This window comes from Longispora fulva (assembly GCF_015751905.1).
Taxonomy (GTDB): Bacteria; Actinomycetota; Actinomycetes; order Mycobacteriales; family Micromonosporaceae; genus Longispora; species Longispora fulva.
In genome coordinates, this window is the sequence record NZ_JADOUF010000001.1 from 83,657 (window position 1) to 97,142 (window position 13,486).

At 69.1% G+C, this 13,486-nt stretch carries 8 protein-coding genes and 1 pseudogene; 3 read left to right on the forward strand and 6 right to left on the reverse strand.

Annotation, left to right across the window (positions count from 1 at the left end):
- Positions 1 to 61: 61 nt before the first annotated feature.
- Both IW245_RS00330 and IW245_RS00335 read right to left on the reverse strand, forming a co-directional pair.
- Positions 62 to 2,539 (reverse strand): glycoside hydrolase family 97 N-terminal domain-containing protein, encoded by a 2,478-nt coding sequence (locus IW245_RS00330; protein ID WP_197001181.1) that lies wholly within the window; start codon positions 2,537 to 2,539, stop codon positions 62 to 64.
- Positions 2,540 to 4,239: 1,700 nt separating this feature from the next.
- A complete protein-coding gene (locus IW245_RS00335) occupies positions 4,240 to 4,491 on the reverse strand; it encodes an ATP-binding protein (RefSeq protein WP_307788951.1) in 252 nt (83 codons plus the stop codon).
- A 29-nt stretch (positions 4,492 to 4,520) separates the two neighbouring features.
- On the opposite strand from IW245_RS00335, the pseudogene IW245_RS00340 reads away from it, so the two are divergent.
- Positions 4,521 to 4,778 (forward strand): annotated as a pseudogene (locus IW245_RS00340) (ATP-binding protein); the annotation flags it as partial.
- A gap of 978 nt (positions 4,779 to 5,756) precedes the next feature.
- Here the strand turns inward: IW245_RS00340 and IW245_RS00345 are convergent.
- Entirely contained in the window at positions 5,757 to 6,446 is a 690-nt protein-coding gene (locus IW245_RS00345) for a hypothetical protein (protein ID WP_197001183.1), read from the reverse strand.
- A 15-nt stretch (positions 6,447 to 6,461) separates the two neighbouring features.
- Positions 6,462 to 7,241: an HNH endonuclease gene (locus IW245_RS00350; RefSeq protein WP_197001184.1), complete on the reverse strand. Its 780-nt coding sequence runs from the start codon at positions 7,239 to 7,241 to the stop codon at positions 6,462 to 6,464.
- Between the two features lie 495 nt (positions 7,242 to 7,736).
- Between IW245_RS00350 and IW245_RS00355 the strand changes: the two genes are divergently transcribed.
- Positions 7,737 to 8,006, forward strand: coding sequence for a ricin-type beta-trefoil lectin domain protein (locus IW245_RS00355; protein WP_197001185.1), 270 nt, complete (start codon positions 7,737 to 7,739; stop codon positions 8,004 to 8,006).
- Positions 8,007 to 8,186: 180 nt separating this feature from the next.
- Here the strand turns inward: IW245_RS00355 and IW245_RS41960 are convergent, their stop codons facing one another.
- Together IW245_RS41960 and IW245_RS00365 are read right to left on the reverse strand one after the other, a co-directional pair.
- Complete coding sequence (locus IW245_RS41960; RefSeq protein WP_197001186.1) at positions 8,187 to 9,974, reverse strand: protein kinase domain-containing protein; 1,788 nt, start codon at positions 9,972 to 9,974, stop codon at positions 8,187 to 8,189.
- Positions 9,920 to 11,548: a serine/threonine protein kinase gene (locus IW245_RS00365; protein ID WP_197001187.1), complete on the reverse strand. Its 1,629-nt coding sequence runs from the start codon at positions 11,546 to 11,548 to the stop codon at positions 9,920 to 9,922. Before IW245_RS00365 ends, IW245_RS41960 begins: the two co-directional genes overlap by 55 nt.
- Before the next feature lie 116 nt (positions 11,549 to 11,664).
- On the opposite strand from IW245_RS00365, the gene IW245_RS00370 reads away from it, so the two are divergent.
- Positions 11,665 to 13,467, forward strand: a complete 1,803-nt coding sequence (locus IW245_RS00370; RefSeq protein ID WP_197001188.1) for an AfsR/SARP family transcriptional regulator — start codon at positions 11,665 to 11,667, stop codon at positions 13,465 to 13,467.
- Positions 13,468 to 13,486 lie beyond the last annotated feature (19 nt).

Consider the following 13,486-nt stretch of genomic DNA (forward strand, 5'->3'; position numbering starts at 1 on the left):
ACGCGGGAAGCTCCCGGCCGAATCTTTCGGCCGGGAGCTTCCGCTCAGACGCTGTGGGGCGCTATCCGATGGCTTTCACCTCGGCGAGGGACAGGATCCCACTGCTGTTGAGTTGGATCATGACGTACCGTCCCTTGGTGCCCGCTGGGAGCGGGACACTGGTCGGGCTCCCGGCCTGGGTGGTGTAGTGCTTGCTCCAGACCCGGGCCTGCCCAGCCTGCTGTGCGGGTGGGAGCGAGGTGTCGAAGGGTGTGTCGGAGACGAAGACCCAGTAGTCGCTGAGTCGGGATCCGTACCCGTCCGTGCGGTTGTAGATCTCGATGGCTGTCAGCGTTTTCACCGAGTCGAGGTCGACCCTCCACCAGGGTGGGGTGGTCTGCGCCGGGTCGGTGTGGGTGACGGAGTTGTTCGCGAAGTTTCCGTCGGTGTTGCCGTCCACCGCCCGCGAGGCCGCGCCGCCGGCCGCGCGGGTAGAGGACTGGTCGGCGAACTTGTTGAGCGCGAGGTCCCTGACCGGGGTCAGGCGCACCGCGTAGCCCGCGCTGCCGGCCATGGACGGCGACAGGGTCGTCGTCGACGTGACGACCTGCTCACTCATGACCTGGGTGGTCGTCTTGGTGTCGCCGTCCGGGGAAGCGGCTCCGCCCTCGACGATGGCCGCGCGGTACTGCACGCCGGGGGTCAGGAAGGTCAGCGGGATGGTGGCGGTGCGGGCGCCGTTGTTGACGCTGCCGACCCACCACTCGTTCCCGGACCGCCGGGCGACCGTCGCGTAGCTGGCGACCTTGGATTCGAGGAACCGGGTCTCGTCCCAGGTCGTGGGGAGGTTGTCCCACAGTTCCGGCACGGGGTTGACGATCGCGGGGCCGGGGGGAGTGTCGTACCAGTACAGGAACTGCAGGGGGCTGTGGAAGACGACGGCCGCCGCGTACCGGAACGATCGGCTGGTGTTGGAGGCCGTGCGCATGTAGCCCCAGGTGTGGTCCGCCGGACCCTGCACGCCCCGGGTGAACAGGCTGCGGAGATCCATCGCCGCCGTGGGTTCCTCCTCCTCGCCGCGGATCCCCTCCATGGTGAGCAGGTTGGGGTAGGTGCGCTCCAGGCCGGTGGGCACCCAGTCGTCGTGGATGTCGACGACAAGGTGGTACTTGGCGGCGAGCTTGACCCAGTCGTACACCCGCTTGGTGGTGGGCTGGGAACCCACGGGGATGAAGCCGAACTTGACCCCGTCGACGTGCCACTCCTCGGAGAACTTCTTGAACATCGCGTCGAGGTTCTTCGTGGGGTCGGTGGTCTTGTCGGCGTTCCACAGCGCCCGGTAGTTCACGTACAGCAGGACCTTCTTGCCTTTGGAGTCGGCGTAGGCGCCGATGGCCTCCGGGTCGAAGCCGGCGATCGGCGAGAACGGGGTGGTGCTCCAGCTGTCCTCGGCGCCGTACCACCGAGCGTCGACTCCCAGGTAGTCGATGCCGCGGTCGACCATGGTGTCGATGACGGCCTTCGAGCCCGTCGTGGACAGCGGCACGGCGGGTGCCGTCTGCCTGTCCATGGGGCGCAGCACGGTGCCGGGCTGGATCCAGGAGGTGTCGGCGATCGTCGACGGCGGGTTCAGGGTCTTGACCAGGTAGCTGCGCTCGACCAGTTGACCCTCGTTGTCGCCGATGACGATCGTGCGCCACGGTGAGGAGAAGTCGGCGGCGGCGACGTTCACGCTGACGGTGTTGGTGACATCACCGGTGGCCATCGCGATATTCCTCGTCGTGCCGTCCAGGCGGGTGACGAGGGTGCCCGGCTGGCCGCTCACCGGCGCGAACGCCGTCCGGCAGTAGTCGAGTTGGCTCGCCTCGGTGATCGCCAGGGCGTATCCGGTGCCGACGACGGTGACCGGGCGGGCGTACATCGAGTCGTTGAGGGAGCCGACGGACTTCGTGACCGCGTCGCCCTGCGAGAGGTTGCCGGCGAAGCCGTAGGCGGTGGCCGTGTTCTCGAGGTTGAACTGGCTGGCCTCGCTGGCGATCGTGAAGGCGGGGGCGGCGGTGCTCTGCGGGAAGACGTACCTGAACGCGACGCCCTCGTTGTAGACGCGGAACACCACGCTGAACCGGAAGCTGTTGGCGCCCTGCAGGTCGACGGTGTAGGACTCGTAGTTGTCGGGGACGGTCCTGCGGGTTCCGAAGTTGTCGGTCCATGTGGTGTTGGACTGGTTCCAGCTGGTGTTCAGGACGGTGAGCCCGGAGCTGTAGTCGGCGGAGTCGGTCTTGAACCCGAGGCTGGAGTCCTCGACGACCTGCTTGCCCTTGTAGGACACCTTGTACTTCGCCACTCCGCCTTCGACCCAGAAGTTCACGGTCTGGTTGTTGTCGGGGGACTGGGTGACGTCGGGGGACGCCGCTGTCGTGTCGGACGCCGACGCGGAGACCGCCCCGACCGTGACCAGCCCGACGACGGCCAACGCGCCGGTCAGGGACGCGGCCACTAGGGCGCGCAGGGCCCTGTTCGCTCTGGCGGGTGGTGGCTGTGTTCGAAATACGACAGACATCTGCATACCTCACTACTTGGCGACAGAACCGATCCCCCGGGTGCGGTGTTTCGATCGTGTTACCGATCTCACTCCAGACGGTGCCAGCGGTTCGACTCCTCGTCAAGATGTATTCGTAATTAATTAAGTTTGCCGACCTGGAGTGCCGAGTGTCCCGGTCGTGGACGGCGACAGCGCGGCCCGCGCAGCGCGACGAACTCGCCGGGCAGGTCGACATGGTGCGGGTACAGGGTCCGGCCGTCCGCGCCGAGGGTGCTGGGGCCCCAGTGGTGGCCGCGCGGCAGGCCGGCCCGGGTGCCGTGCGCGGCGCCTTGCGGGCGATCCAGTCGCAGAGCACTTCGAGGCGATCGTGCCGTCGACCCTCGGCCCGATGTCCGGTAGCAGGTTGCCAACCGAGCCGATGGGTTTAAGTCCCCCGTGTCGCGCGGACGCGCACGCCGGGGGTCGGTTTGAACTAACATTCCATCGCGACACCGCCCATTGGCCTGGGTCGCCAGCCGACCGAGTCCGAGTGCGGAACCGCGGAATTCGATCACCGCGCTCACGTGCAGAAGCCTTACCTGCACCCGACTGCTGGACCGGTGGTAGGGGAGGCGTTCGGCGCTGGGAAGTCCTCCTGCTGAGGGTCTTTGGATCGCCCAGTGGGTCGCGCACTTGATTTGCGTGGCACCGGACGTGGTACCGCGCCTGTCTGGCGCTGTGTGGATCAAGCCCGCTGGGATGGATGCTACGGATCGAAGATGTCGAATAATCCCAGCTAAATGGACCTAAGCGGATTATCTAGTGCTATCTAGCAAAAGATATAGACAACTGGGGGTCAAGGGGTCGCAGGTTCAAATCCTGTCAGCCCGACAGTATTTTAGCAGGTCAGGCCTGGTTTTCTGGAGATCAGAAAGCCGGGCCTTGATCGTTTGACCCTCGTTTGACCCCTGACTGGGCGATGCCAGGGGTCATGAATCACCAGGTCGGCGAACCCTGACGGAGGGCCGACACGCTGTGGTTGTTAGATCCGGGCGGCGGTAACGTCTACATCGAGTCAGATGCGACGGCGAGGCCCGCCAGCCGGCAAGACATTGTCTTTGGGGTTCCCCAACCGCTCTACGCTCGTGCCGGACACACGGTGGCCCGATCCGCCCGAGCGTAGAGGTAAAAGTCGTAGACACTTCGTGCAGGCGATCGTGTCTGCCTCGCCGTCGCTGTTGGATCCACCAAGTTGATACCCGCGTGTGCCTGCTTGCGCCCCCGAGGCCGCCATCAGGGCAGTCTCGGGGCGCGGATGGTGCTACTTGCCGATGAGCCGGTGCAGGCCACCGGCTGTGGCCAACCCGGCGGCAATGCCAGGGGGCAATCCCACTATCAGATCGGCCCGTGGGCCAACTGCAGCGCCGAGCACGACACTGGACACGACGCCAGCGAGGATACCGAGTCCGATCGACACGGTGCCGATGAGCGCCCACCGAACCGACAGGCCAACACCCTGGTCGGGTGGCAGCAGCGCAGGCCGACCGCGTGGCCGTTGGCTCATGAATTTCCCCTTCGAATCGAGTACGTGTCAACGGTCATGACGTCCCCCGGGCTGGTGGCCGCGAGGCCGCCGGCTGGGTGGACACGGTTTCTCCGGATGGGCGGCCCGTGGGATCTCCGGGTGGGCGGCCGGTAGGCCGTCCGGGTCGGTGGTCGCCGGTTTTCCAGGTGGGTGGCTAGTTCAAGGGGATCACTCCTTTGCCTGCGAGGGCTTCGGCGAGGCGGTGGCTGTCGCCCTTGGTCGGGACGAGGTGGGCGTGGTGCAGGAGCCGGTCGGTGGTGGCGGTGGCCAGGGTCTTCGGCATGATCGAATCGAATCCGGACGGGTGGATATTGCTCGTCACGGCGATCGAGCGTCGCTCGTATGCGGCGTCGATGATCCGGTAGAACGCTTCGGCGGCGTCCTGGCCGGCGGGGAGCATGCCGATGTCGTCGACCTATCCCGACATCGGGATAGATCGACGAACTGGGCTATATGGAACTCGACCGCAGGGGTGCTGAGCTGCTGTTCCAGGTGCTCACAGAGCGGGAGGAGAACGCGAGCGTCGCGATCGCCAGCAACGAATCGTTCTCCGGCTGGACGAAGACGTTCACCGACCCCAGGCTTTGCGCCGCGATCGTCGACCGGCTCACGTTCGGCGGGAACATCATCCAGACCGGCACAGAGTCCTACCGCCTCGCCCACACCCGAGCCCAACTCGCAGCCGCCGCCTGAGGCGGCGAGCAACAGGCCCACGGCCCGGTCGAGCACTCCCTCGGCCGGGCCCTGTCATCACCGGGAAGACCGAGGTAGCAACCGGAGGATGGGAAGGCCCCGACGCGGTCGGGCTGGCCTTCCACACCACCCTGCACTATGGTTTCAGCACACATCCGAGCAGCCATGCATGGAAGTTCAATGCCTCGCCGAGCACCAGGCGAAATCCGGTCACAGCTCCACCAGCGCGATACCCGGCACCATAGACGGACGGTCATCAAGGGCTTGTCGGCGTCGACCAATCGGCAGATAGGTGACTTCGAGCGTCAGCGCGGACTTCCCAAGGGGGATATCGCCCTAGCCTTCCAGCGCTGGTCGAGCCGCGCCCGGCGATCTCGTAACGCCGAGGAGTGGCGCTACGGATACGCCGACGTCCCTACCGGCCACATTCGCAGCCTCCTCGAACAGGCCCTGCGAAACCTCCGCCCCAAAGCCCGGCGGGAACTACGCACAGCACTTGAGCCGATCGATGCCCTTGTCCTTGGCCGGACTGTCAACGACCCGTTCGCGTTCCCATGGCATCCGTGGTGGCTACGTCGATTCGAGATCTGACTATAGGTTTCGCACCCACTCAGCGACCCATGCCGCCAAGATCAATCATGGAAGGTGGGCCAGGGGCCAAATAGCTCCGCCACACCCATCGCAGAGCATCAACCTGCAGGTGGGGCCAGATATGACCGTCATCCACCCCAACCCTCATCCCTAAAGACACCCCGGACGGGGCCAGCCTCGCCCGTCACCCCGGGGCCCCTTACGGCTGCCCAAACCACCGGAGCAAGGGGCGGGTGCAGATCAGCAATAGCCGGGGTCGGGTCAACGGGTGGACCAGCCATAATCGGGTGTTTGGGATCTGCGTCGCCGTCGACGGTGCGGCCAGACCGGGCGCGGCGGGCAAGACGCTGCTGTAGGACCTTCTGGGTCAACGCCATAGCCCGGGGATCAGCGTCGGCCCAGGTCAGTTCGAAGTTGGCTGGCGCTCAGGCTGTGTGAGGTAAGCGCGACGACCATAGCCAGGCCGGCGAGGGCGGCGAAAGCGAACTCAAGCGCCTGCGGCAGTCTGGGGGTTAGGGCGTGGATCGTGCCGATCACGGTTCCGAAGACCCCGGTACCGGCGGCTTTCCAGATGTCATCGCGTAGCCGTGGCCTGAACCGTGCGAAGGTCCTGGGGTCGACGAGGTGATGGACGCGCCAGACCTGGCCGGCGGCCAGCATGCCGTAGGCGCCGAAGGTGAACCACCAGCCAATGAGTAGGGCGCGAGGTGAGGAAAGCCCCGTCACCTGGTAGGCGAGGATCGAGAACAAGAGAAACTCGCACAGGGCCAGGAGTAGCGGCGGGCCCAGGTCCACGACGGCTGGCACGCGGGGTGGCAGCGTGATCGAGCCGATCATTGCTCCGGCGAAGGCGACCGTGGTGGCGAGCAGGCTGACGATCCACAGGACGGCGAGTAGTGCGTGGACTTCCGCGAACGGCGGCGAGGATGACAGCAGACTGGCGGCGGAGATGCCGGCGACGCCGAGTGCGACGCTGACCACGGTGATATGCGCGGTGGTGTAGTGGTTTGCCAGATACATGTCCTGACGCTGGCGCAGCATCAGCGCGTCAACCTGCTGATCCTCTGGTGAGACCATTGCGGATGCCTCCTGTCAGGGTGCGTTGCCTTTGCGGAGGTTGCAGATCCAGTGTGCTGTCTGCAGGTTCGTAGTCGAATGACTCCCTCCACGAGTCACTGGGAGCACGTGGTCAAGGGTGATCGACATGGGATGCGGCCATAGATAGCGGCGCTCAACCGGGTGCTGGCAGAGTTGGCAGATCCAGTCGTCGCGGTCGTAGATGTCCTGCGGGTCAACCTCGTCGGCAGCCGCAGCATGAATGCCGAGTGCGCGCTTGCGCGCTTGGTAGGCGTTCTTCGCTCTGGTGGTGCGGGATCGCTTCTGGGACAGGTCCATCCGGGCGGGCGTCCATAGCTTTTCCGGCCGGGCCGGGCTGAATACGGTGGCATCCCACTGGTATTCCTGGCCAGCGTCGTCGACGTCTTTGATCATCTCGATGCCCTGGTACAGGTCAACCCCGGTTAGCGGCTCGCTGCCGTAGGTGCGCTGTCCAGTCGGAGTGTCGTAGGCCCAGACCTCGGCCATGGCCAGGCGTATGGTTTCACCGGTGGTTTCGATGAAGTGGACCGTCCACATGCGCGCGTCGGGACAGAGAACGCCCAGTACCCGGGCTGCGGGAAGTTTTGTATCGGCCAGTACCCATGCCAGATGGTCGGGCAGCCACGGTATCTGATCTAGCGGTACGTAGTGGCTCGTCACGCCATGGCGTTCGATGACGTCGCCGACGATCGGGAACCAACTGTGTTCGTAGGGGAACTCGGCTTCCCTGACCGTGCGGAAGATCTGTGGCGCGCGACTGGCGCGCTCACTCATTATCGCCAGCGTGCCAGCATGTGGCTGGTACCCAGGGATCTCGCCTCGCTCAATCCGACGTTTGAAGCGGCGCTTGAGCGAATCATTGCAGCGTGGAGAGCACACATGCCGGTCGCGTTGCTTCGGATGTGCCGTTGGTGAGATCGGCTGCTGGCAGATCCGACACGGTTCTCCGCCAAGGGCACGACTGTCGGCGGCGAGCATCTGGTCGAACCAGTCCCAGTATGGCTCCACCATCGGCGATCTCCTGTGTTGTGGACGTGCGACCACGGCAGCGTCGCTGAGCGGCGACACAGCTTTGTGAACAGTATCGACGGCCTACGTCGCGGCCGATGTCGGGTAGTCGACCGGACACGTATAGCAATTGTCTGGGCGTGCATCTGACGATATCGTCAGATGTCGATCTAAAGATGCGAATGGGGACATCCAAGGCGGCGCCTGGTCCCATCGGCGGTGCGTGGAAGGGGCTGGGCAAGCGCAGGTTCACACCAGGCGATGGTGCCGGTATCGCCGCAGCAGTGGAACGTGCGGGCCGGGCGGTCGGCGTTCCCCGGCAAGTGCGTGGACCTGGATCAGAACAACCGCTACAACGGCGCGAAGATCCAGTCCTACGACTGCAACGGTACCGACGCCCAGCACTGGTCGGTGCAGGGCAACGGTGAGATCAAGCTCGCCGGCACCGACTTCTGCCTGGACGCCTGGGCCGGTCAGGGCAGCCCGGTCCGGCTCTGGGGCTGCAACGGCACCGCCGCCCAGCGCTGGTAGTACGACCCGAACACCCAGGCCTTCGCCCACGAGGGCGGCGTCTGCATGGACGTGACCAACGGGAACCGCAACAACAGCACCCCGCTCCAGGTGTACGCCTGCAACCAGACCGACTCGCAGCGGTGGACCTTCTAGTACGGTGACCGGTCCGCCCCCGTGCCCGCGTGGCACGGGGGCGGATCAGTGCTGGGCGTGCCGGGCCGCGGCGGCCAGGGACTGAGCGCTGTCGTACCGCAGCGCCGGGTCCTTCGCCATCGCCTTCTCGATCACGGCGCGGACCGCCTTCGGCACCGTGGCCGGCAGCGGGGGCGGCGGCTCGTGGATGTGCTTCAGTGCGACCCGTACCGGGTGGTCCGCGGTGAACGGCGGCCGGCCGGTCAGGCAGCGGTAGCCGACGACACCGAGGCTGTACAGGTCGGCCGCCGGGGTGACCGGCTCGCCGGCCGCCTGCTCGGGGGCGAGGTAGGCGGCCGTGCCCAGTACCGCGCCGGCCGTGGTCTCGTGGTCGGCCCGCAGGCCGCGCGCGATCCCGAAGTCGGTGAGCACCAGGGTGCCGTCGGGGCGGAGCAGCAGGTTGGCCGGCTTGACGTCGCGGTGCACCACGCCGAGGGCGTGCGCGGCGGACAGCGCGTCGGCGGCCTGGGCCAGCAGGTCCAGGGTCCGCGCGGGGTCGAGAGTGGGCTCCTCGTCGAGGAGCGCGCCGAGGGTGCTGCCGTCGACGTACTCCATCACCAGGTAGGGCGCGCCGTCGGCGGTCTCGCCGTAGTCGTGGATCCGGGCCACGTTGGGGTGGTCCAGCCCGGCCATGATCCGGGCCTCGCTCCGGAACCGGGCGAGGAATCCGGGCTGGCCGGCGAGCTCGGCGTGCAGCAGCTTGACGGCGACGGACCGTTCGAGGACGAGGTCCGTGCCGAGCCAGACTCCGCCCATGCCGCCGGCCGCGATCCGGCGGAGCAGGCGGTACCGCCCGCCGATGTCGGTCATCGGCTCGGGCTCACCGACGGGGCGCGCGACGGTGGTGGCGTCGTTCGCCGGAGGCGCGAGCGGGGTGACCGGGGCCGGCGGGCTCTTCGGACCGCGGCGCGCCCAGAGTCGGCGGCAGATCGGCGGCGCCAGCATCCCGCCGGCGAGCAGTATGCCGGCGAGCAGTACCCACCACCAGGGCGCGATGCCCGTCCTGCCCGGGCCGCCCGCCGTCGTGGCCGGGCCGGTCGCCGCGCTGGTGGCGGACGGCGCCACCGGTGGCGTACCGCTGCTCGCCGGGCTGACGGGGGCGGCCGTGCGGGCGCTCTCGGTCCGGCCGGGGACGGCGGGGGCGACCGCGGTGGCTGGCGCCCGGGTCGGGGTGTTCGGGGCATTCGGGGTGACTGGCGGGGGCGGGGCCGGTGCCGGGGGCGGCGACGTGTCGAACAGCCAGCTCTGGGGCTGGCCCGGCTGGCACGGCCGCGTTTCGAGCGGCCGGCCGGCGCCGACGTCGGTGACGCAGTTGCCGGATTGGAGGTTGACGATCTTGTAGGCGTTGGGGATGTTGTCGACGATGCCCATCCACCACTTCTGGTTGTCGTTGCAGCAGTTGCCCCACAGGGTCACGGTCCTGCCGTCCTCGACCTTCTGGTCGAAGACCCGTTCCAGGCCGTTCGGCGCCCGGTTCACCAGCTTCGAGTGTGGATGGCCGAGGGTGTACTCGAAGAAGGTCTGGGACCAGTCGCCGACATAGGCCGCCGAGACCAGGTTGACCCCGTCGGCGGCGAGGTCGGCCCCGGCCACGGCGATCACCCGGCCGGTGTCGACGTTCCTGATCCGCATCGCGGTGCCGAACGCCGCGGCCGGGCCGGTCGGCACGACCAGGCTGGCGGCGGCGAGCAGCGCGACGAGCAGGAACTGTCGGAACCGGGGTCGCAGGTCCACTGTGCTCAGCCCGACTCCGTCGAGTTCAGCTTCCAGTACTGGCTGGTCGACTCGGTGCACGCGGTCACGGTCACCTGGCCGGGCGTGCCGTTGGCCGAGGTGTTGGTCAGGCACTCGCCGGTGTTCACGCTGACGAGCTGGACCCAGCCGTCGCGCTTGTTGCGCAGCCACCACTTCTCGTTCGCCGGCAGCCCGTTGTCGGCGAGGTAGGCGTCGCGGCCGCCGTCGATGTGCCACAGCTGTACCCGATTGCTGTGGGTGTCCTTGTCCAGCACGAAGGTGTCGGGTGCGTCCATCGGCGTGATCGCCGTGGTGCCATCGGGGTAGGTGTGCAGGCAGAACCGCTGGTTGTTTCCTCGGGTGCTGCCCGACCAGATGTAGGTCAGCACCTGGTTGCCGTCGGTGAGCTGGTTGTTGTACAGGTCGAGGTACCAGTCGTCCACGAAGCTCTTGATCCCGGCGCACGCCGCGACCGGCGGCGCGGACGGGCTCGGGGTGGGGGTGAGGGTGGGCCCGGCCGAAGGTCCGGGCCGGGAGGGCGTCGCCGAGGCTTCCGGGGAGCCCGCGGTGCCCGGCGTCGACGGCCGGCTCGACGGGCCGGCCGACCTGCTCGGCGAGGGCGTGGGACCCGGGGTCGGGGCGGCACCCGGGTAGGACAGCGGGGCGGTGCTCAACGCGGCCGGCCGAGCGGCGAGGTCGGGCCCCGCGACTCCGCTCCGGCCGCCGGTCCAGGCCTGGGCGCCGGCCACCAGCGCCGAGGCGACGACCACCGCCGCGGCCATCGCGAACCGGGTCCGGAGCCGGAGGTGGCCGGAGCGGCCCGCCGGAGTGTCGCCGGCCTTCCGTGCGGCCACCGCGAACGCGGTCGCGTCGGCGTACCGCTCACCGGGCGCCTTGCGCATCGCCCGCTCCACCACCTCGCGGACCCCGGCGGGCACGCTGACGGGCAGCGGCGCGGGGCTCGCCTGGATGTGCTTGACGGCGATCTGGATCGGATTGTCGCCGGTGAAGGGCGGGTTGCCGGTCAGGCACCGGTAGCCGACGACGCCGAGCGAGTACAGGTCGGCGGCCGGGGTGACCTCGTCGCCGGTCGCCTGCTCGGGTGCCAGGTAGCTGGCCGTGCCGACCAGGTCTCCGAGTGTGGTGCCCGGATCGGTGCCGGCGGCGTGTGCGATGCCGAAATCGGTGAGCACCAGGCCGCCGTCCGCGCGGATCAGCAGGTTGGCCGGCTTGATGTCGCGGTGGATGATGCCGTGGCGGTGCGCGGCCGCGAGCGCCTCGGCCGCCTGGGCGAGGAGCTCCATGGTCCGGGCGGGTTCGAGCGTGCCCACCCGGTCCAGCAGCGCGGCCAGGCTCTCGCCCTCGACGAACTCCATCACCAGGTAGCCGGCGCCGTCCAGCTCGCCGTAGTCGTGGATCCGCACCACGCCGGGATGCCGGATCGTCGCCGTCAGCCGGGCCTCGGCCCGGAACCGGTCACCGAAACCGGGCCGGCCGGCGAACTCGGCTCGCAGCAGCTTCACCGCGACGGTCCGGTCGAGCACCAGGTCGGTGGCGCGCCACACCTGTCCCATTCCGCCGACGGCGATCCGGTCGGTCAGCCGGTACCGCCCGTTGATCAACGCCCCTAACATGATCACCCCCAGCGGAGCAGGCTACAGGAGACACGCGGAGGGTCCGGGCGGTGATCCACCCCGCTCTATAGGGCAGGATTGTTGACTGGTCTACGGCCGGAGGAGGTGCATGGCGCGTGCATGCCGTCCGATTCGATCTACTGGGTCCGGTTCGCGGCTATGTGGGCGGGGTGGAGACGCCGCTCGGAGCCCGGCAGCAGCTGGCGTTCCTCACCACGCTGCTCGTGGCCGGCGGCCGCACCGTGCCCGTGGACCAGCTCGTCGACGGCATCTGGTCGGAGGACCCGCCGGCCCGCGCCATCGGGGTGATCCGCACCTACGCGTCCCGGCTGCGCGGCCAGCTCGCCGGCAGCGGGGTGGACATCATCCACCGGGCCGGCGGCTACGCGGCGACCGTGCCGGCCGGCGCGCTCGACCTCGACGAGTTCGAGGAGCACGTCGCGGCCGGCCGGCTGTCCGCCGCCCTCGCGCTGCACCGGGGCGAACCCCTCGCGGGCGTGCCGGGCCCGCTCGCCGAACGGCACCGCGCCCGGCTCCTCGAACGGATCGGCCAGGTCGTCGAAGCCCGGATCGACGCCGACCTGGCGGCCGGACGAGGCGCGGACGTGATCGTGGAGTTGACCGCCCTGATCGCCGAGCAGCCGCTCCGCGAGCGGTGGCGGGGCCAGCTGATGACGGCGCTGTACCAGTCGGGCCGCCAGTCCGACGCCCTCGCGGTCTACGCCGATGCGCGCCGGATCCTCACGGAGGAGCTCGGCTGCGAGCCGGGCCCTGAGCTCCGGGAGGTCCACCGCCAGATCCTCACCGAGGAGATGGTGGTCGCCCCGCGCGGTGCCGCGCCCCGGCCGGCGCAGCTCCCGGCGGCCCCGACGGACCTGACCGGTCGGGACGCCGTGATCGGCGCGCTCGCCGGCCGGACGCCGCCGATCGTGGCGCTCACCGGGCCCGGCGGGGTGGGCAAGACCGCGGTGGCGCTCACCCTCGCCCACCACTGGCGGAACCGGTACCCGGACGGCCAGCTCCATGTCGACCTGCGCGGCGTCGACGCGGACCCCCGGGACCCGGCCGACGTGCTCGCCGACTTCCTCCGAGCCCTGGGCGCCGAGGTGCCCGACGGCCTGCCCGGGCGGGCGGCGCTGTACCGGAGCATGCTCGCCGACCGCGAGCTGCTGGTCGTGCTGGACAACGCCCGCGACCTGGCGCAGGTCACGCCGCTGCTGCCCGGAGCGGCCGGCAGCTCCGTCCTGATCACGAGCCGGACCGCGCTCGACGGTCTGGCGGGCGCGGAGGCGGTCGAGCTCACCGCCCTGTCCCGGTCGTCGTCGGTGGATCTGCTGGCGCGGATCGTTGGCCCGGGCCGGATCGCCGCCGAACCGGACGCGGCCGACGCGGTCGCCGCGGCCTGCGGCGGCCTGCCGCTGGCGCTGCGGGTGGCCGGCGCGCGGCTGGCCAAGCGGCCCGGCTGGTCGGTGGCCGCCCTGTCCGAGCGCCTGGCCGACGAATCGGGCCGGCTCGACCAGCTCCGGGCCGGCGACTTCACCGTCGAGGCCGCCTTCGCGCTCAGCTACCGCCAGCTCGACCAGGAGTCCGCGCGGGCGTTCCGGCTGCTGGCCGTCGCGCCGGCCGGGCTGGTGTCCCTGGCCGCCGCGGCGGCGCTGCTCGACCGGCCGGCGCGGGCCGCCGACGAGCTGCTGGAGTCGCTGGTCGACTGCGGCCTGCTGCGCACCCCGGCTGCCGGGCAGTACGACTACCACGACCTGCTCCGGCTGTACGCCCGCAAGTGCGGCAAGTACGAGGACTCGCCGGCCGAGCGGGCCGCCGCGCTCGACCGGCTGCTCGCGCACTACCTCGACGAGCCCGGGGCCGAGGCCGCGCACCGGGGAGGGCCGCACCGCGCGGGGCTGTTGATCAAGCGTTGAACCAGCGTTGATCACCGTC